This window comes from uncultured Desulfovibrio sp. (assembly GCF_944324505.1).
GTDB lineage: Bacteria > Desulfobacterota > Desulfovibrionia > Desulfovibrionales > Desulfovibrionaceae > Desulfovibrio.
Genome location: NZ_CALUWO010000007.1, coordinates 66,684 through 85,588, shown reverse-complemented (window position 1 = coordinate 85,588; position 18,905 = coordinate 66,684). Strand labels below are relative to the sequence as shown.

The following is an 18,905-nucleotide window of genomic DNA, read 5'->3' as shown; positions in this document are numbered from 1 at the left end:
TTCCGCCCCTGCCGGTTTCAGCATCAGAGGTTGGCGGCGTACCAGTCTCCCGCAAGGCGCAGCCCCTGCCTGACATCGTACTGCGGGTCATAGCCCAGCAGGGTGCGGGCGCGGGTAATGTCCGCCAGCGAGTGGCGCACGTCCCCGGCGCGGAAGTCGCGGTGCACGGGCGTGGCGCCGGCGGCTTCGGGCTTGTGGCGGGCCACTTCCTCGCGGATGAGGGCAAAAAGCTCGTTGAGCGTGGTGCGCTGGCCGAAGGCCACGTTGTAAATCTTGTTCCGGCCCTCTTCCGGCGCAAAGCTGGCCAGCAGATTGGCCTGCACCACATTGTCAATGTAGCAGAAGTCGCGGCTGGTCTCGCCATCGCCGTTGACATAGACGGTTTCGCCCTTGATGAGGCTGGCAAACCACTGGGGGATGACGGCCGCATAGGCCCCGTAGGGGTCCTGGCGCTGCCCGAAGACATTGAAATAGCGCAGCCCCACGCTGGTAAAGCCGTAGCAGCGGGCAAAGACATCAGCATACAGCTCGTCCACGTACTTGGTCACGGCATAGGGCGACAGGGGGTGGCCGATCTTGTCTTCCACCTTGGGCAGTTCCGGCGAGTCGCCGTAGGTGGAGGAGGAGGCAGCATAGACAAAGCTCTTGACGCCGGCATCGCGGGCGGCCAGCAGCATGTTGAGAAAACCGTCAATATTGCAGCTGTTGGACAGCAGCGGATCGTCGATGGAGCGGGGCACGGACCCCAGGGCCGCCTCGTGCAGCACGTGGTCCACGTTCTGGCAGGCCGTGCGGCAGGTTTCCAGATCGCGAATGTCCCCTTCGATGAAGGAAAAGCGGCTCCAGGCTTCAGGCCCCACCAGGTCACGCACCATGTCCAGGTTTTTCTGATAGCCCGTGAGGAAATTGTCCAGCCCGACCACGGTCTGGCCCAGCAGAAGCAGGTTTTCCAGCAGATTGGAGCCGATGAAGCCCGCAACGCCCGTGACAAGCCAGCGGGAGGGCGCGGCCTGCATGTCGTTGCGCAGGGTATTCCAGGCAGTCATAACCGATCCTTCTTGAAAATGAGTAAGAGGATGCCCGCCGTGTCCCATGCAGGACATCTGTCCCGCTGACGGCAGGGGCGCTTCCTGCCACTGTACGATGGACGGAGAGCGCTGTCAAAATCCCTTCCGGGCAGGAAAGGCACAGGCTGCGCTCTTTTCAGTCGCCGTGCTTGGTGGTATGGATTCAAGAAAAATGCCCGAGCGGCAGAGGAAATGACAATGAAAATCGTTGTGCTTGGCAATCAGGCCCGCGCCGTCGCCAATTTCTGGACAGTCCTCATGCGGCATATGCGTGCCGGGGGACATGATGTCATCTGTATGGTGCCCGCCGGAGACCCCGCGGCGGAGGCGCGCATCCTGGCGGCTTCCAAGCCGGAACTGCCGGCGGAAGGTGGACGCATGCCGTCGCTGCGCATCCTGCACTACCCGCTGGACCGCAAGGGTCTCAACCCCTTCCGGGACATGGCCACCTTTGCCGCGCTGTACAGGATATTTCGCGAGGAACAGCCGGACCTGCTCTTTGCCTCCACCATCAAGCCGGTGATCTACGGCTGCATGGCGGCCCGTCTGGCCAGGGTGCCGCATATCTATGCCACCATCACCGGCCTTGGCTATGCCTTTGAGGCGGACAGCCGCTTCAAGCGCTGGATCAACCGCCTGAGCGTCTTTCTGTACCGTCAGGCCCTGGCCGGCGCCAGGGGCATCTTTTTCCAGAACCGGGACGACTTGCGCACCTTTCAGGCGTCCGGCATCCTCGGACCGTCATCCCGTGTGCTCATGGTCCGCGGAACGGGGGTGGATACCCATCACTTTGCCGTTACCAAGCTGCCGCCCCTGCCCAAGGGCAAGAAAAAGGTGGCTCCGGAAAAGCGGGAAATCGTCTTTCTGCTGGTGGGGCGCCTGCTGGAGGCCAAGGGCCTGCGTGAATATGCCATGGCTGCCCGGCAGCTCAAGGCCCGCTATCCCCGCTGCCGTTTTCAGCTGCTGGGACCGGAGGAACAGGGCCTTGGCAGCGTGAGCCTGGAGACCGTGCGCCAGTGGGCCGGGGACAGCCTGGAATATCTGGGCGCCACCAGCGATGTGCGCCCCTATGTGACGGCGGCGCACGTGCTGGTGCTGCCGTCGTGGCACGAGGGCTCGCCCACGTCCATCATGGAGGGCATGAGCATGGGGCGTCCGGCCGTGGTCACGGATGCGCCCGGCTGCCGCGAGCTGGTGACCGATGGCGTCAACGGCCGTCTGTGCCGGCTGCGTGATCCGCAGAGTCTGGCCGCGGCCATGGAGCATTTCATCCTGCATCCCGAAGACATTGCCCGCATGGGCGCGCAGGGCCGCGAACTGGCCTGCCGCGAGCTGGACGCCGACATCGTGTCCCGTCGCATTCTTGATGACATGTTTGTGCCGCAGGCACCGGCCCAGCCGGGCGCGTCCGCCCGTTAAGGAGATATCATGGTCAGCCGTTATCGCATGGCACTGTTGCAGAGTCTGGACCTTTTCTGCATTCTGCTGGCTCTGGGCATTGTGGGCATGGTGTCCATCGCGCCGGACCTGAGCGTTTTTGAGGACTATACCGGCGCCTCCCTGTTCACCATCTTTTTCTACATGCTCTTCTTCTATATCCTCGACGCCTACAGCGTGGGGGTGGAGGACTTCCGCGACAGTGTGGGGCGCGTGTTGGTGGCCGGTGTACTGGCCATCATCTGCTCGGCCACGTCGTCCTATGTCTTTGACCACTGGCGCTTTGACCGGAGCAGCACGGGGCTGCTCTTTCTGCTGTCCATGGCCCTGTGCCTGGGCTGGCGGCTTTTCTATTTCCGCAATACGGACAAGCTGACCTTCCAGATGCGCGTGCTGCTGGTGGGGGTGGACCGTGCGGGCAAGGTGCGCCAGCTGCTGGCCGAAGGGCTGCCCACGGCCCGCATCATGGGCTATGTGGGCGAGCGGGACATGGACCCCGAGGCCGGCCCCTGCCTGGGGGCGCCCTATGACGTGCTCAAGATTGCCGACGAGCACCGGGCCACCACCATTCTGCTGCTGCCCGATGCCCCCATTGACGACGACATTGCCCACGCCCTGCTGGAAGCCAAGCTGCGCGGCCGCATGGTGGTGGACATCCGCTCCTTCTACGAGCATGTGGTGCAGCGCCTGCCCATATCGCAGATCAATGACGAATGGCTGTTGCAGTGTGAGGGCTTTTCGCTCAATACGCGCGGCTCCCTGCGCCGGCTCAAGCGCGCGCTGGACGTGCTCATCTCGCTGGTGCTGCTGGTGCCGGCCGCGCCCATCATGGCCGTGACGGCCCTGCTCATCCGGCTGGAATCGCCGGGGCCGGTCATCTACCGTCAGGATCGCGTGGGCCTGCACGAAAAGGAATTCACGGTCTTCAAGTTCCGCTCCATGCGGACCGATGCCGAAAAGGACGGCGCTGTCTGGGCGTCGGCCCATGACAGCCGCGTGACCCGCGTGGGCCGCTTCATCCGCAAGGTGCGCATCGACGAGCTGCCGCAGATATGGAACATTCTCAAGGGAGACATGAGCTTCATCGGGCCGCGGCCCGAGCGCATGGCCTTTGTGCGCCAGCTCAAGGAAAGCATCCCCTACTACAGCCTGCGGCATACCGTGAAGCCGGGCCTCACGGGCTGGGCACAGGTCTGCTATCCGTACGGCGCGTCGGAAGAGGATGCCCGCCGCAAGCTGGAATACGATCTCTACTATATCAAGAATATGTCCATCCTGCTGGATATTCACATTATCTTCAAGACCATGGGTGTGGTGCTCTTTCCCAAGGGCGCCCGCTGATCCCTTGCCCAGGCAGCATAACGCCTGCCATGGCCTAAAAAACGCCCCGTCCGCATGCGGACGGGGCGTTTTGGCGTTTTTTTGGCGTCCCCCCTCTAGCGGGGCAGCGGGTCCGCTGTGCCGGCAGTCCGGGCCGTGTCGGTGCGGGGCAGCACCAGGGAGACATCCTGACGGAAGGTGGTCAGCAGCGCCAACAGCTGTTCCAGCGGGGCATCCGCTGTGAGCAGGCCCTGCCGGTGGGCCTGTTCCGGCGAGAGGCGGCCCTCGAAAAGGTCCAGCATCTGCTGCCGGGTGCAGCGCAGGTGCGGCGGGCTAGTGTCCGCAGCGCGGCGGGCATGCAGTACGCTGTTGCCCAGGCGCAGGTCCCAGCTTTCTCCGGTATCGGTCAGGTGAATGCGCAGGCAAAGCTGCTGCCCCTGTGCCCGCACACCGTCCAGACGCACGCCCAGATAGGCAAAATACAGGGCCGCGGGCATGGCCTGGATCTGCGGGGTGCCGGGCACGGCCATCTGTGCCGTCCGGTGGGGCGGCAGGCCGCGCAGATCACGGGCGCCGGAAAGATAGGCATTGCGCCAGGGGCCGCTTTCCGCCTGATAGCCCAGCTGCTCCAGGGCGTCGGCGGCCAGCATGCGGGCGGCCATGTTCTGCGGAACGACAAGGATGACATGCTGCAGCACCTGCGCCACCCAGCGGTATTCGCCGGCGTCATAGTCCTTGCGGGCACGTTGCAGGATGGCGTCGGCGCCGCCCATGTACGCCACATACTTGCGGGCTGCCGCCACGGACGACAGGGGATGCAGGTGGGCCGGATTGCCGTCGAACCAGCCCAGATAGCGGGTGTAGACGCTCTTCACGTTCTGGCTGAGCGTGCCGTAATAGCCCCGCAGGCTGAAGGGCCGGGCCAGTTCCGGGGGCAGGCGCAGGTTTTCGGCAATATCCAGCATGCTGTAGCCCTGATTGGCCAGATGCAGGGTCTGGTCATGAATGTAGCGGTACAGGTCGCGCATGAGGCCCAGCTCCTGCCGGACACGCGCCTTGCCCCACACCGGCCAGTGGTGCATGCTGTAGAGCACTTCCGCGTCCTGGCCCCAGCGTTGCAGGCTTTCGTCCAGCGCCTGGCTCCAGCGCAGGGGATCGCGTTCCGCCCCTCCGCACAGGGGCGAAAGGCTGTGCATGGTATGGGGGCAGTTTTCGGCCGTGGTCAGGGCCTTGAGCTGGGGAATGTACCAGTGCATTTCGGCCGGAGCTTCCGTATCCGGTGTCAGCTGAAAGATGAAGGTCAGTCCGTCCAGGGTGAGCTGCTCGTCATGCCGGATGAGGCGGGTGGGCGCCAGCAGATGGCGCGTGCCCTGCGAAAGGGTCAGCCCCAGGCCGCTCCCCACGTGACCACGCGGCGACGGCGGCAGGGATGTGCCGTACAGATAGCGGGCACGTTGCGCCGTGATGGGGCCGGTCATGGCTCCTTGGCGCAGCGCCGCAGCCATGAAGCCCTGCGGGGCAAGAATTTCCACCCGGCCGGCAGACACATCCTCTGCCGAGACTACCCCGGCCGCGCCGCCGTAGTGGGCGGCATGGCTGTGGGAATAGATGACGGCCCGTACCGGCCGCCGGGGCCGGTGGGCATAGTAGAGATTGAGGGCCGCGGCCGCATTTTCGCTGGAAAGGAGCGGGTCCACCACGATGAGGCCCGTTTGTCCCTCAATGATGGTCATATTGGCCAGGTCGGCATTGCGTATCTGGTAGAGGCCGTCCACCACCTTGTACAGGCCGTCGCGCAGGACCAGCTGACTCTGCCGCCAGAGGGAGGGGTTCACCGTATCCGGAGCATCAGTGGGCAGAATGCGCGAGGGCGGATAGTCCAGGGTCATGCCCGGGGACAGAAAGGCATAGGGGGCCAGATTCCAGGTTTCGCGGCCCTGGCTGTCAAGGATGCGGCCCATGTCGGGCAACGGAGCCACATAGCCCCGGTGGGCATCCTGCCAGTCCTGGCCGTCATCAGCGTCAAGCAGGGCATGCTGCGCGGCATGGGCCGCGCGGGTAGGCGCTGTGGCGGGACGGCTCTGCGGGGCGGAATCAGGCGCAGCCGGGGACGGCTGCGGGGCAAGCGTCAGCAGAACGGCGCACAGCGTGACAGTGAGCAGATGGCGCATGGTGTCTCCTTGCGGCCCGTGCCGGGCCGTGGCCTGGGGTCAGCAGGAAGGCAGCGGCGCTGCCGCGGAAGCGGGGGGGCGGTCAATAGCGTTCGGGCATGTAGTGGGGCGGCAGGCTGTTTTCGGGGGCGTCGCCTTCCTGATCCATGCGCTGCCACATGAGGCGCAGCAGGCGGCGCATGTCGCCCAGCTGGCGTTCCATCTCATCCAGCTGGCGCTGTTGCCGGATCAGGGCCTCGTTGAGGGCCTCCAGGCGGCGTTCCTGAAAAACGGCCTGTTCTTCCAGCCGGATGAGCCGTGCATCATGGCACATGCGTTTTCTCCTGAACGGTTTCAGCGTCCGTAGCGGCGGCGCGGGGGACGCCAGTCCGCCGGGGCGGCAGGGCTGTCGTCGGTTCGGGCGGCCGACCGGCGGGCAGGACGGCGGGGCGGGGGCATGTCGTCAGTATCCGCAGCACGACGGCGAGGTCTGGGGGAAGGCGTGGTCTCGTCGCTGCCCGTGCCGGGACGACCGAAATGGGGCATGAGGATGCGGTGCTGGCGCAGGCGCTCCGCATCGCTGCGCGCCACATAGAGCGGTTCGCCGGTTTCGTCGCAGCCAGCATAGAACATGGCCGTGGCCAGGCTGCCGGGCGTGGGAATGAAGCATTGCGTCTGCTGCGGACTCCAGTGCCGTTGCGCCAGCCAGCGGGCCAGCACGCGCATGTCCTCGTCCGTGCAGCCGGGAAAGGCGCTCATGAGATAGGGTACCACGTACTGTTCCCGTCCCAGCAGGCGGCTCTGGCGCATGAAGCTTTCCAGAAAGGCTTCAAAGGTTTCCAGCGGCGGTTTGCGCATGAGGTCCAGCACGGCCGGCACGCAGTGTTCGGGCGCCACCTTGAGCTGTCCGCCCGTGAATTCGCCCGTATAGGCGGCCAGCGCGGCGGCATCGCGCAGGGCCAGGTCGGCACGCACGCCGCTGGCTACGCGCACCTGGCGCACGCCGGGCAGGGCCGCCACGGCGCGCAGCAGGTCCACATGCTGCTGCTGTGGCGTGATGAAGGCGCGGCAGACCGTGGGATAGCAGCAGCTGCTGCGCCGGCAGCGCGGGGCATGGCCGGTGTCGTTGCGCTCGGCATCCAGGGCGCAGTGGGCGTTCCACATATTGGCCGTGGGGCCGCCCACATCGGAAATGGCCACGCCGCCGCGCCGGGAGGGAAAGTCTTCGGCCAGGCGGGCGGCTTCGGCCAGAATGGATTCCCGCGAGCGGGAGGAGATGCGGCGCCCCTGGTGCAGGGCCAGGGAGCAGAAGGAACAGCCCCCGCCGCAGCCGCGATGACTGGTGATGCTGGTGCGCAGCATTTCTTCGGCTGGTATGGGCGCGCGGTAGGAGGGATGCGCCCTGCGCGTGAAGGGCAGGCTGTAAAGGGCGTCCATTTCCTCCGTGCTCAGGGGGGGCGCCGGTCTGGCCAGCACCACGGCCCGGCTGCCGTCAGGCTCGAAGGCCCAGGCATCCAGGCGATGCACCTGCTGTTCCAGCAGGCGGGTCTGGCGCAGCAGTTCGGCCGGGCGTTCCAGCAGCTGCTCGTGACTGGGCAGCAGCATGCAGGGCTGGCCCTGAAGCTCCGGGGGCAGGTGCGCGGGCTGCCCGTTTTCGTCCAGGCTGTCCATCCAGGCCGTCCCGTCCACCCCCCGGATGTCCTGCCGCTTTTCCAGGCGCCGGGCGCATTCCAGCATGGCCCGTTCCCCCATGCCGTAGATGAGCAGGTCTGCCTTGGCATCCATGAGCAGGGAATGGCGCAGCTTGTCGGTCCAGAAGTCGTAATGGCTTACCCGGCGCAGGGAGGCTTCGATGCCGCCCAGGATCACGGGCAGTCCCGGAAAGGCCCGGCGCACCAGATTGGCGTAGACGATGCAGGCCCGGTTGGGGCGCGCCCCGGCCTTGCCGCCGGGGGTATAGGCATCGTCATGGCGTTTTTTGCGAAAGGCCGTGTAGTGGGCCAGCAGCGAATCCAGCGCGCCGGCGCTTACGCCGGCAAAAAGACGCGGCCGGCCCATGACCAGCAGGTCCTCTTCCGTATCCCAGCGCGGCTGACACACAAGGCCCACGCGGTAGCCGTGGGCCAGCAGCCAGCGCCCCAGCAGGACGCAGCCCATGGCATAATGGTCCACGTAGGCGTCCCCGTTCACCAGCAGGACATCCAGCTCCTTCCAGCCCAGGGCGTCCATTTCCCGGCGGCTCATGGGCAGGTATTCGGGCTGTGGCGGGAAATGCGCAGCCCGCGGGGCCGTGCGGGATACGGCGGGCGCCGCCTGGCGGGAGGCGCGGCGTCCCGTCCCGCCGGAAGAGACGGCGCGTGAAGCAGGGGCCGTGCCTGCGGATTCCCGCGCGGGAGCGGCCCGTCGTGACGCTGGTGGAAAGGGGGTGCTGGGCATGCTGGCGGAGGGGCTGCGCCTATTTGGCGGGAGGCATGACCAGAGGCACTTCGCCGGAGGCAGGGGCCGGCGGCATGCTGCCCGGCATGCCCTTGTCAGCAGGCATGGCGGCCCGGCCGCGGGCATGGTCCAGCAGGAAGCCGTTCCACTCCTTGTCGCTGATGAAGCCGTCCTTGTCCGTATCGATGGCGGCAAAGGCGGCTTTCTGCATCTTGGGATAGGCGGCAAAGAATTCGGCTTCGGACAGCTTGCCGTCCTTGTCCGCATCCATTTTGGCAAATTTTTCCTGAGCGGCTTCCATGCCCGGCATGGCAGCGGCGGTGCCGGCTGCGCAGAGGCCCAGCAGGGCGGCAAGGGACAGGCTGGCAACAAAGGACAGACGCATGGGAACTCCTTCTCGGTCATGAACCGTGCGTGCCGGCCGGGGCCGGCGGTGGCGGACGGACGGGCTAGCCGTCAAGACTGTGGATGAAGGTCAGCAGGTCATCGGGCTGACCAGGCTGGTGATCTTCGGGATAGAGCAGGGCCGACATGTAGAAGAGCGAATCCAGGCGCAGCGCATTGGTGGCGCTGGCGGAAAAGCAGTGCAGGCGGTGGCGCAGGCGTTCCCGCTCCTGGGCGGGCACGCTGTCCGGCAGCGCCGCCAGCAGGGGGGCCGTGCGGTTCTTGAGGTCTGCCAGCAGCTGCGCCTTGCGGTGCATGCCGTCGGCGTGGCCGGGCAGGTCGCCCTTTTGCAGGCAGGCCAGGGCTTCGGCCTCGGCCTGCATGACATCGTGATGGCACTGAACCAGGGCCGCCCTGAGGGCGGCAATCTGGGGGCATGACATGGCATTCTCCCTGTGCGGGCGGGGGATTTTCACCTGTCCCCCGCCGGAAGGTCCGTGGCGGACAGCCGGGCCGTGGCGGCGGGGCTAGTCCCAGTGGCGCTTGTCTTCGATGGGGCGGATCTGCGGCGGCAGACTGCCCGGCGCCAGAATCTTCAGTTCGGGGCGCAGCTTGATCTTTTCGCGGAACTGGTGGAGCAGCTCCTCTTCGCGCTTGAAGCCGCTGGTCTCGATGAAGAGGGTCATTTCGTCAATGCCGCCGGGGTTGGTGACCTCGATCTGCCAGCGCTTCACTTCCTCGAAGCGGCTCATGACCTGTTCCACCTGATGCGGATAGACAAACATGCCCATGATGCGCGCCGTGGTGTCCACGCGGCCCACGATGCTGCCCAGGCGCGGGCTGGTGCGGCCGCAGGCGCAGGGGCTGCGATCGATATAGGACAGGTCCCCCGTGGCCAGACGGATGAGCGGATAGGTCTTGTTGAAGGCCGTGACCACGATTTCGCCCACTTCGCCGTCCTTCAGCGGGATGCCCGTGTCAGGATGGCAGATTTCCACATAGCAGCGGTTGGCAATGTGCAGGCCGGTCTTGTGGAAGCATTCGTAGCCGATGCAGCCCACGTCAGCCGTGCCGTAGCCCTGGCGCATGAGCAGGTCGTACTTCTTTTCCATCTGCGAGCGCATCTTTTCGGACAGACGCTCGCCGGTGACAAAGGCCACTTCCAGAAAGAGGTCCTTGCGCAGGTTGAGGCCCTTTTCCTCGGCCTTCTGGGCCAGGTGCATGAGAAAGCTGGGCGTGCCCACATAGCCGCAGACGCGCAGCTTCTGCATGATGTCCAGCTGGGTGGTGGCATCGGACGGACCGGCCGGGATGACGGCGCAGCCCAGGTTGCGCAGGGGTTCCTCAAACATGAGGCCCGCCGGCGTCAGCTGGTAGTTGAAGGTATTCTGCACCGCATCGCCGGGGCGAAAGCCCACGGAATAGAAGGCTTCGGTATAGCCCCAGTAATCCTCGGCGCGGTCTTCCGGGTCAAAAATGGGACCGGGGGAAAGAAAAATGCGCTTGAGGTCGCCGATGTCCTTGGTCAGCAGGCCCCCCAGGCGCGGTCCCATGGATTGCAGAAAGATGAGTTCCTTCTTTTTGAGAATGGGGATGTGCTTGATGTCGGACAGCGTCTTGAACTTCTCCACATTGAACTGAGCACGGTCAAAGCGCTTCTTGACATCCTCCGAATACCGGTAGGCATAGGAGAGCAGATCCTTGAGCTGGATGAGGCAATACTGGCGGCGTTCGCTTTCATCCAGGACTTCGCGGCGGCTATAAATACCCTCGGTGCGGTCTTTGCGGGTCATGGCATCACCTTGTCACGAAATTTGTTTGAAGTCTTTTTTGTTAGCCAATTGTGCGCATCTTTGCAAGAACTTTTTTAAAAAACAAATTATTTCAATTGGTTACTTGGCATTTTTCATGACACGTTCTGCGGAGGAAGTGCTCGTGGCAGCGGCCTGACGCCGCAGGATGCGCAGCTTGAGGCTGTCATAGACCGGCATGCCGCCCAGGCGCGAGGCCAGCAGGGCGGCCAGCAGGGCGGCCGGAATGACAGCCGGAGCCGCCGAGAAGCAGCCGGCCATTTCCATGACCAGGGCGGCGCCGGTAAGCGGGGCGCGCACCGTGGCGGCAAACAGGCTGCCCATGCCCAGCACCAGCAGCACGGGGACCTGATCGGGCAGGATGATGCCCGCCTGGAGCAGGGGCGCGGCCACGCAGGCTCCGGCCAGACTACCGGTGAGCAGCATGGGCATGAGCAGGCCCCCGGCAATGCCCGAGGCAAAGCTGATGCCCGAATAGAAGATTTTGCCCAGCAGCAGGGGCAGCAGCAGCGTCAGACCGCCGGCCAGCAGCTGGGGCGAGGCCAGGTCCAGCGTGTCAATGCCCACCCCGCCCACCAGGTCGGGCCATTGCCAGAGCAGCAGGCCGCTGACGGCAAAGGGGATGGCGGCCCGCAGCCAGGCCGGCAGCCGGTGCAGACTGTCTTCCCAGAGGGTAAGGCGCACGAGGACCGTATTGTAGAACAGGCCCAGCAGGCCGCACAGCAGGCCCATGAGCAGCACGATCCAGTAGAGCCGGAAGTCCAGATTGCTCCAGCGGGCAAAGGGAAAGACCAGACCGAAGCCGAAGAGTTGCAGGGCGGCCCAGGCGCCGAGGGCGGACAGGGCCGTAAAGAGCAGCAGGGGCGCGGCCAGGCGCGAGCGCATTTCCTCAAAGGCAAAGAGCATGCCCGCCAGGGGAGCGCCAAAGGCCGCGGTAAGGCCGGCCACACTGCCGCCGATGAGAAAGCGGGACCGCAGGTCATCCGGGGCATGCCACAGGCTGCCCACGCCTGCGCCCACGCAGGCCCCCATCTGGATGCACGGCCCCTCGCGCCCTACGGAAAGACCGGCTGTGAGCGCGGCCAGCGTGGCCACAAATTTGGTCCAGAGCACGCGGTGCCAGCGCATGGGCGGCAGCTGGCCGGAAGCCATGAGTTCCACCTGGGGAATGCCGCTGCCGCTGATGAGCGGCTCATGCCGCAGCAGAAGGTAGGCCAGAGCCGCCAGCAGGCACAGGCCGGCAGCCACGGCCAGCCAGGAAAGGGCCGTATGTCCGGCCGCCAGGTGCAGCCAGGCCACTGTGCTCTGGCGGAGGGTATCATACAGCCAGCGGAACAGGCCGATGACGGCCCCTGACACCAGGCCGGTGAGCAGCGCCTGGAGGCAGAGCGTGCCGGCACCCAGGGCGTCCATGGTCTGGGCCTCGCGCAGGGAGGCCGGGATAAATTTTTTATAATTCATGCCAACTCGTGAACATTGCAGGAAAAAAGGCGTTATTCCCCCCCGTGGGGCACCCCAAGTATGGCCGCAATGTGCCGGCAATTCAAGCTGCTTGCAAAAAAAGACAAAAAAATGCTTGCCAAGCGCTGCGGAAAAGCATAGACATACTTCTGCCGCGATCATGTGTCGCATGGGCCGAGGTAGCTCAGTTGGTAGAGCAGGGGACTGAAAATCCCCGTGTCGGCAGTTCAATTCTGTCCCTCGGCACCACCGAAAGTCCGGGCCTGTGTTTTGCACAGGCCCTTTTTTGTGCCCTGTTGTGCCTTGTCCGGCAGGTTACGTCCGTTCGCCGGGAACGGGCGTTTTTTTTTTTGCGGAATTGCCTGCGGCAGCGGCAGGCAAAGCGGGCACGCCTAGACGGGACAGGCCGGGGAGCTGGGGAGCGGCAGGTGTATGGGCTGCACCGGCGGCAGGGGGCTGTGGCGTGGCACGGGCGGCAGGGGCCGGGGAGCCGGTGTATGGTACAGGGCCGCTGCCAGCAGGGAGACGAGCAGGGCCAGCATGCCAAGGATCAGAATCGCGGGGAGGGTCCTGTCCCGGGGCAGGGACGGCATGCCGCTGCCCCACGGCGGGCAGCATTGGGCTGGTTCAAGGCCCAGCGCCAGGGCAGCCAGGCGGTTTCGGTCTGCTGTCTCGCAGAAGAAATAGCCCTGCCGCAGCAGGTTCAGGGTATAGGCCCGGTTATAGCACAGGGCCAGCAGCACGTTGGTCAGCAGAGGCAGCCAGAACGGCAGGGGCGGCAGGCTGTCCAGCCAGGGCAGGCAGCGCCGGAACAGGCAGTACAGCAGCAGAAAGCTCAGACCGGGCAGCCAGTCCCGCCGCCAGAGCATGGGCAAGGGGCCGAAAAAGAGCACGGTCCAGCTGAAGCCGGTGAAGCCCCGGCGGATGCGCCCCGTCCGGGCATGCTGCATGTAGATGGTGGTGGCCATGATTTTTCCGGGATAGGGCGGCAACCGGCAGCGACATCGCCGGAAGCGCCATAAAAAAAGGGGAGCCGCAAAAGGCTCCCCTGCTGAAAACCGAGAAGCTGCCGGCTACACGTAGGGATTGGCGTAGAGCAGGATGAAGCTGATGACCAGGGCGTAAATGGCCAGGGATTCGATGAAGGCGAAGGCCAGAATCATGGTACCGGTCACCTTGCCGCTGGCATCGGGATTGCGGGCAATGCCTTCGCAGGCGCCCTTGAGGCCCAGGCCCATGCCGATGCCGCAGCCGAAGGCGGCGATGCCGATGCCCAGAGCGGCAGCAAGGCAGGTGTAGCCCAGGGCGGCGGCGTCAAGCTGATTGGCGGCAAAGGCCATGCTGGCCATGCCCAGCAGGGCCGCGGTGTTCAGAACAACGAGAAGCAGTTTGCGCATGAGAGAAACTCCTTGTGCGTTTGTATGATTGGGTCGCGCGCGACCATTCCCCACCTAGTGTTCGGGAGCTTCCAGAGCGCCCTTGATGTAGGTCATCGTCAGCATGAAGAAGACGAAGGCCTGCATGGTCTTGCCCAGCAGGAAGAGGGCATAGATCGGGATGGTGCCCAGAATGGGCGCCATGACAAAGAAGAGGATCATGACGATTTCCTCGCCCCGGATATTGCCGAAAAGACGGAGAGACAGAGAGACGGGGCGGGAGAGATGCGAAACCACTTCCAGCGGAAACATGAGCGGAATGAGATACTTGGACGGCCCGGTGAAGTGGTAGATATAGTGGGCCTTCCACTTCATGAGACCCACGGCATTGTAGATGACCAGCACGAAGAGGGCCATGCACACGGTGGTGTTGAGGTTGGCCGTGGGCGCGTCCAGGCCGGGCACCAGGCCCATGAGATTCATGGCAAAGATGTAGATGAAGATGCCCGCCAGCAGGGGCACGAACTTGCGGCCCGCCTCGCCCATGGTGGTGCAGACAAAGGTCTCGATGGTGTCCACCACGGCCTCGAAGACATTCTGCATCTGGCCGGGCACCAGGGTGAGGCGGCGGCGCACGATGTAGGCCAGAACAAACAGAATGGCCATGCAGAGCCAGGAAAAGAAGACGTGCTTGAACTCGATGACCTGACCGTTGATGACCACCTCGTCCATGTTCAGAAAGGTGGAAAGCAGTACCGGATGCGGCAATCCTCCAGCCATGGCGGAGCCTCCTCATTATGGGGGACCGGGGACGGTCCCTGCCGTTTTTTTCAGGTCGCACGCAGGGCGTGCGGCTGTCCTTACTCTTTGACCGCCGGGGCGGTCCGGTCTTCCTGCGCAGGGCGGGAAGGGATCCTTCCGGCGCGCCGGTAGGCGCGTGCATAACTTGTCAGGGCCACCAGCTGGGCCAGGGCCAGGCCGGCGGTCAGGGCCAGGGGCGATGCCCGCCAGTGCACCAGTGCCGCATAGAGCAGCAGGGCCACCAGCCCCAGGCGCAGCCCCCAGCGCAGCAGGATGAGGGGCAGCAGCCCCATGCCCGCAGCCCGCAGGGACCGGCGCAGAAAAAAGCGCGTCAGCTCCCAGAGAATGGCCGTCATGAGGCCAAAGCCCACGGCTGCCCAGAAAAGCGGACTCCAGCCCGCGGCCAGCAACACCATGCCCGGCAGCAGCAGAAGCGCCAGCCCGCAAAGTTCATTGCGCAGCAGGGGCAGCAGCAGCGGATGGCAGATGCCGCGGCGCCACAGCCAGCTGTCCAGATGGTGCAGCGGTCCTCCGCTCATGCCCCAGGCTCCCGCCGCTCAGGCGGTGCGGCCTGCGCAGCCGGCGAGTCTGGTCCGGCCGGCGCCGTCATGCCGTCTGCCGGGGGCCGGTGCGCGGCTTCCGCGGTGTGGACGGTATGGGCGGGCGCTTCCTGTCCCTGTCGGGCAGCCCGGCTGCGGGCGGCCTCGTCATCCATCTTGCGCAGCAGGCGGCGGCTGTCCGTATACACATTGAGAAAGCCCGCCCCGATGCCGATGAGCAGAAAGATCAGCTTGAGCCACGGCCCCGTTTCCAGCCAGTAGTCCAGACCGTAGCCGATGGCAAAGCCCACCAGCGGGCCGCTGACCATGTGCAGGCCGATGACACCCACGTTGCCCATGAGTTCCACGCCGCGCTGCTGCTGACGAAAAATTTCCTTGAGGGACATGGCGCTCCCGGCCGGGCACGTCTGCGGGCGGCAAAACGCTGCGCGCAACCTGCCTGTAACCGCGTGAACTTTATCAGGGATGGCCTGCGGCGTCAATGCAAGGCCGGCCAGGGCGCGCCGAAGAGGCCCGCAGGCGGTCTTTTTCTCCCGTACGCGGGCCATGAGGCCCGTTACGGGCGCTCCCACAGGCTCACGCTTTCCAGATGCGGGGTGTGCGGAAAGAGGTCTACGGGCACCAGGCGCGTCAGCGCATAGGCCGTGGCCAGGCGGGCCGCATCGCGGGCAAGGGTGGCCGGATTGCAGGACACGTAGACCAGGCGCTGCGGGCGCAGGGCAAGCAGGCGTTCCAGCACATCCGCATCCATGCCGGCACGGGGCGGATCTGCCAGGGCGGCGGCAAAATGGCCCGGCCCGGCATCCATCTTGCGCAGCAGGCGGGCCGCATCCCCGGATTGCCAGCTGCCCTGTACGCCCAGGGCGGCGGCATTGCGACGGGCCAGGGCCACGGCGCGGGGGTCGTATTCCATGCCCAGAGTATGGCGGAAGTGCCGCCCGGCCAGCAGGCCGGGCGCGCCGGCCCCGCAGTAGAGGTCCAGCAGGTTCCCGTTCTCTTCCGGCAGGCCCGGCGCTGTGAGCATGGCGGTGGACAGGGCGGCCAGCTGCTGGGCCGCCACCGTATTGACCTGAAAGAAGGAGGCCGCATCCAGGGTGAACCACTGCCCGTGCAGGGGCAGACGCAGCAGGTGGGCCTGGGGTGCGCCGTGGCGGTCCAGCACCAGCACGCGCCGTTCGCCCTGGACCAGGGCATCGGTCTGCTGGCGTTCCTCGTGCACAAAGGCGGTCAGCAGCGGGTGGGCATCCAGCAGGGCTTCCCCCAGGCGACGCACGGCAGCCCGCCGGGCGGCATTGCCGGGGCTGGTCAGGCACACGGCCCAGTAGCGCAGCTGTTGCGGTGTGGAGAGGGCCGCGGCTGCCGTGAGGTCCGTGTCCGGCAGAAAGCCGCTGCGCAGGGTGAGAAAGCGCCAGAAACCCGGCTGTTCCCGCCGGTTCCGGGCCGGGGGCCGATGCTGGCGGCTGTGCCGGGGGGGTACGTAGGCCGTCAGGCCGGGGTCGTTCTGCCGGGCGTCCAGCGCCAGGCGGCGGGCGGTATCCACCATGGCCATGGCCTCCGGCGGCAGGAGGACACAGCCCGGCACGTCCATGACCTCCAGCGTGCCGCGCCGCCGCAGCCCCAGGGCCAGCCCCCCGTCATCTGCGGGGCCAAAGGCAAATTCCATCTTGTTGCGAAAGCCCGTGCGGGCCGTAGCGGCCCGCAGCGTTTCCAGCGGCAGCCGGGCAAAGCCGCCGATGCGCTGCATGGCATCCGTCAGCAGGCGTGTTTTCCAGTGGTGCTGCGCTTCCGCCGGCAGGCATTGCCAGGGGCAGCCGCCGCAGCGGGACTGATGCGGACAGAGGGGGGGCAGCTGCCCCGGCGCCGGGGTCAGCACGGTCTCGCTCTGGGCCTCGGCAAAGCGGGCACGGCGTTGCAGCAGGCGGGCGCGCACCCGCTGTCCGGGCAGGGCGTCACGCACGAAGACGACCCCCTCGGGGGTACGGGCCACACCGCGTCCGTCGGGACTGGGGGCAAGGATGTCCAGATCAAGCAGGGGGTAGGTCATGCCTTCTTGTACGGATTCGCCGGCTGTCCCGCAAGGGCCGGCCGCTGCGGGCTTGCCATGCGCCCGAAAGCATGGTAAGAGCCGCCACGGCGACAAAATGGGAAAACCGCATAATTCGGTTGACATTTTGATATTCATGAGGCAAAAAAGCCTTTCTCTTTTCGGAGGTCGACATGTACGCTATTGTGGAAACCGGCGGTAAGCAGTACCGCGTGGAAGAAGGTTCCAAAATCGTTGTGGAAAAGCTGGCCGCCAAGGCCGGCAGTGAAATTACGCTGGACAAGGTGCTGATGATCGGCGGTGCCGACTGCAAGGTGGGCGCCCCCTACGTGGCCAATGCCGCGGTGACCGCCGAAGTGGTGGAACAGAGCCGTGGCGCCAAGGTCATGGTCTTCAAGCGCTGGCGCCGCAATGACTCGCGCAAGCTGCGCGGTCATCGCCAGGACTACACCACCATCCGCGTCAAGAGCATTAACGGCTAGTCGCGCCACGGCGCGTAAGCAAGGAGTTTATCATGGCTCATAAGAAAGCAGGCGGTTCTTCGCGTAACGGCCGCGACAGTGCGGGCCAAAGACGCGGCGTGAAGCGTTTCGGCGGTCAGCAGGTGCTGGCGGGCAACATCCTGGTGCGCCAGCTGGGTACCCGTATTTACCCCGGTGAAAACGTGGGCATGGGCAGGGACTACACCCTGTTTGCCAAGGTTGACGGCGTGGTGCGCTACGAAAAGTATACCCGCAAGCGCCGCGAAATGACCCGTGTGCACGTGGAAGTGCCCGCTGTCGGCTAGGTCTGCAGCGGTCGGACAGATTTTTGGGGGGAAGGGGCCGCACGGCTTCTTCCCCCTTTGTTGTTGGGCGCGCCCGGTGCGCGCCCGGTCTTTTGCCGCCGGGATGCCGGCGGCCCGGAGCCAGTATGCGATTTGTAGATGAAGCCAGAATTCAGGTGCGCGCCGGCAAGGGCGGGCACGGCTGCGTGTCGTTCCGGCGGGAAAAGTTTGTGCCGCGCGGCGGACCGGACGGCGGCGACGGCGGGACGGGCGGATCCGTCATCCTGCGGGCCGACCCGCGCCTGCTCTCCCTGTACGATTTTCGCCTCAAGCGTCTGTACGAGGCCCGCAACGGGCAGCCCGGCATGGGCAGCCAGTGCGATGGCCGCAAGGGCGAAGACCTGGTGCTCAATCTGCCGGTGGGAACCCTGGTCTATGCCATGGGTGAAGACGGCGAATACCTGCTGGCCGACCTCAGCGAACCGGGCCAGGAAGTGCTGGCCGCCCGGGGTGGACGCGGCGGCAAGGGCAACGAGCACTTCAAGTCCTCCACCATGCGTGCCCCGCGCTTTGCCCAGCCGGGCGAGCCGGGCGAGGTGCTGGACCTGCGCCTGGAACTCAAGATTCTGGCCGATGCCGGCTTGCTGGGTCTGCCCAATGCCGGCAAGTCCACCTTCATTTCCCGGGTATCGGCGGCGCGGCCCAGGATTGCCGCCTATCCCTTCACCACGCTGACGCCCAATCTGGGCGTCATGATTGACGAATATGATCCCGACCGGCGCATGGTCATTGCGGACATTCCGGGCCTCATCGAGGGGGCGCACGAGGGGCAGGGCCTTGGTCATCGCTTTCTCCGGCATGTGGAGCGCACCCGTTTTCTGGTGCACATCCTGAGCATCGAGGATGTGGACGATGACGATCCCTGGGCCGGTTTCAACCTCATCAACGAGGAACTGCGCCGCTTCAGCCAGGAGCTGGGGGCGCGCCCCCAGATTGAGGTGGTCAACAAGATCGATCTGGTGTCGCCCGAGCGTCTGGAAGAACTCCGGGCACGGGCGGCGGCTGATGGCCGGCAGATATTCTTTATCTCCGCCCGTGACCAGGTGGGCCTTGAGCCGCTGGTGGCCGAAATGTGGCGCATGCGCGACAGCATGGAGACGCACGAACCCTTGCACCGCTTCCATGATGCCGTGGAAGAGGACGACGAGGACTTCGAGGACATCGAGGTCATCTATACCCGCGAATAGGGCAGAGCCGGCGCACCCCTTCGGGGTGTGCGGCAGAGGGCGTAA

Annotated in this window: 19 protein-coding genes and 1 tRNA gene; 6 read left to right on the top strand and 14 right to left on the bottom strand. The window is 65.5% G+C overall.

Annotation, left to right across the window (positions count from 1 at the left end):
- Positions 1–23 precede the first annotated feature (23 nt).
- Positions 24–1,046 (bottom strand): NAD-dependent epimerase/dehydratase family protein, encoded by a 1,023-nt coding sequence (locus Q0J57_RS08385; protein WP_297219198.1) that lies wholly within the window; start codon positions 1,044–1,046, stop codon positions 24–26.
- A gap of 219 nt (positions 1,047–1,265) precedes the next feature.
- Here Q0J57_RS08385 and Q0J57_RS08380 point away from each other — a divergent pair, with 219 nt between their 5' ends.
- On the top strand, positions 1,266–2,486 hold the full coding sequence (locus tag Q0J57_RS08380; RefSeq protein ID WP_297219196.1) for a glycosyltransferase family 4 protein: 1,221 nt from the start codon (positions 1,266–1,268) through the stop codon (positions 2,484–2,486).
- Between the two features lie 9 nt (positions 2,487–2,495).
- Positions 2,496–3,845 (top strand): sugar transferase, encoded by a 1,350-nt coding sequence (locus Q0J57_RS08375; RefSeq protein ID WP_297219194.1) that lies wholly within the window; start codon positions 2,496–2,498, stop codon positions 3,843–3,845.
- Positions 3,846–3,940: 95 nt separating this feature from the next.
- Here the strand turns inward: Q0J57_RS08375 and Q0J57_RS08370 are convergent, their stop codons facing one another.
- The 7 genes from Q0J57_RS08370 to Q0J57_RS08340 form a co-directional block, all read right to left on the bottom strand.
- Entirely contained in the window at positions 3,941–5,995 is a 2,055-nt protein-coding gene (locus Q0J57_RS08370) for an alkyl sulfatase dimerization domain-containing protein (RefSeq protein WP_297219192.1), read from the bottom strand.
- 82 nt (positions 5,996–6,077) lie between these two features.
- Positions 6,078–6,308 (bottom strand): SlyX family protein, encoded by a 231-nt coding sequence (locus Q0J57_RS08365; protein WP_297219190.1) that lies wholly within the window; start codon positions 6,306–6,308, stop codon positions 6,078–6,080.
- Positions 6,309–6,328: 20 nt separating this feature from the next.
- On the bottom strand, positions 6,329–8,218 hold the full coding sequence (locus tag Q0J57_RS08360; protein WP_297219188.1) for a YgiQ family radical SAM protein: 1,890 nt from the start codon (positions 8,216–8,218) through the stop codon (positions 6,329–6,331).
- A gap of 211 nt (positions 8,219–8,429) precedes the next feature.
- Positions 8,430–8,795: a hypothetical protein gene (locus Q0J57_RS08355; RefSeq protein WP_297219186.1), complete on the bottom strand. Its 366-nt coding sequence runs from the start codon at positions 8,793–8,795 to the stop codon at positions 8,430–8,432.
- A 64-nt stretch (positions 8,796–8,859) separates the two neighbouring features.
- Positions 8,860–9,237, bottom strand: coding sequence for a hypothetical protein (locus tag Q0J57_RS08350; protein WP_297219184.1), 378 nt, complete (start codon positions 9,235–9,237; stop codon positions 8,860–8,862).
- A gap of 84 nt (positions 9,238–9,321) precedes the next feature.
- Positions 9,322–10,587 carry an AMP-binding protein gene (locus Q0J57_RS08345; protein WP_297219182.1) on the bottom strand — a complete coding sequence of 422 codons (1,266 nt, stop codon included), beginning with the start codon at positions 10,585–10,587 and terminating at the stop codon, positions 9,322–9,324.
- 99 nt (positions 10,588–10,686) lie between these two features.
- Positions 10,687–12,066 (bottom strand): chloride channel protein, encoded by a 1,380-nt coding sequence (locus tag Q0J57_RS08340; RefSeq protein ID WP_297219180.1) that lies wholly within the window; start codon positions 12,064–12,066, stop codon positions 10,687–10,689.
- Positions 12,067–12,239: 173 nt separating this feature from the next.
- Here Q0J57_RS08340 and Q0J57_RS08335 point away from each other — a divergent pair.
- Positions 12,240–12,315, top strand: a tRNA-Phe gene (locus Q0J57_RS08335).
- A gap of 143 nt (positions 12,316–12,458) precedes the next feature.
- Here Q0J57_RS08335 and Q0J57_RS08330 read toward each other — a convergent pair.
- From Q0J57_RS08330 to Q0J57_RS08305, 6 genes are all read right to left on the bottom strand, one after another.
- Complete coding sequence (locus tag Q0J57_RS08330) at positions 12,459–13,034, bottom strand: DUF2628 domain-containing protein (protein WP_297219178.1); 576 nt, start codon at positions 13,032–13,034, stop codon at positions 12,459–12,461.
- 105 nt (positions 13,035–13,139) lie between these two features.
- On the bottom strand, positions 13,140–13,463 hold the full coding sequence (gene atpE, locus Q0J57_RS08325; protein ID WP_297219176.1) for an ATP synthase F0 subunit C: 324 nt from the start codon (positions 13,461–13,463) through the stop codon (positions 13,140–13,142).
- A 54-nt stretch (positions 13,464–13,517) separates the two neighbouring features.
- The gene (atpB, locus tag Q0J57_RS08320) at positions 13,518–14,222 is read right to left on the bottom strand and encodes a F0F1 ATP synthase subunit A (protein WP_297219174.1); all 705 of its coding nucleotides are present in this window, start codon (positions 14,220–14,222) and stop codon (positions 13,518–13,520) included.
- Between the two features lie 80 nt (positions 14,223–14,302).
- Positions 14,303–14,782, bottom strand: coding sequence for a hypothetical protein (locus Q0J57_RS08315; protein WP_297219172.1), 480 nt, complete (start codon positions 14,780–14,782; stop codon positions 14,303–14,305).
- Positions 14,779–15,189: an AtpZ/AtpI family protein gene (locus tag Q0J57_RS08310; protein ID WP_297219170.1), complete on the bottom strand. Its 411-nt coding sequence runs from the start codon at positions 15,187–15,189 to the stop codon at positions 14,779–14,781. The genes Q0J57_RS08315 and Q0J57_RS08310 overlap by 4 nt, the downstream gene beginning before the upstream one ends.
- Before the next feature lie 170 nt (positions 15,190–15,359).
- Complete coding sequence (locus Q0J57_RS08305; protein ID WP_297219169.1) at positions 15,360–16,847, bottom strand: RsmD family RNA methyltransferase; 1,488 nt, start codon at positions 16,845–16,847, stop codon at positions 15,360–15,362.
- A gap of 173 nt (positions 16,848–17,020) precedes the next feature.
- Between Q0J57_RS08305 and rplU the strand changes: the two genes are divergently transcribed.
- From rplU to obgE, 3 genes are all read left to right on the top strand, one after another.
- Positions 17,021–17,329: a 50S ribosomal protein L21 gene (gene rplU, locus Q0J57_RS08300; protein ID WP_297219168.1), complete on the top strand. Its 309-nt coding sequence runs from the start codon at positions 17,021–17,023 to the stop codon at positions 17,327–17,329.
- A gap of 32 nt (positions 17,330–17,361) precedes the next feature.
- Positions 17,362–17,634, top strand: a complete 273-nt coding sequence (gene rpmA, locus Q0J57_RS08295) for a 50S ribosomal protein L27 (RefSeq protein ID WP_297219167.1) — start codon at positions 17,362–17,364, stop codon at positions 17,632–17,634.
- A 125-nt stretch (positions 17,635–17,759) separates the two neighbouring features.
- Complete coding sequence (gene obgE / locus Q0J57_RS08290; protein WP_297219165.1) at positions 17,760–18,860, top strand: GTPase ObgE; 1,101 nt, start codon at positions 17,760–17,762, stop codon at positions 18,858–18,860.
- The last annotated feature ends 45 nt before the right edge of the window (positions 18,861–18,905 follow it).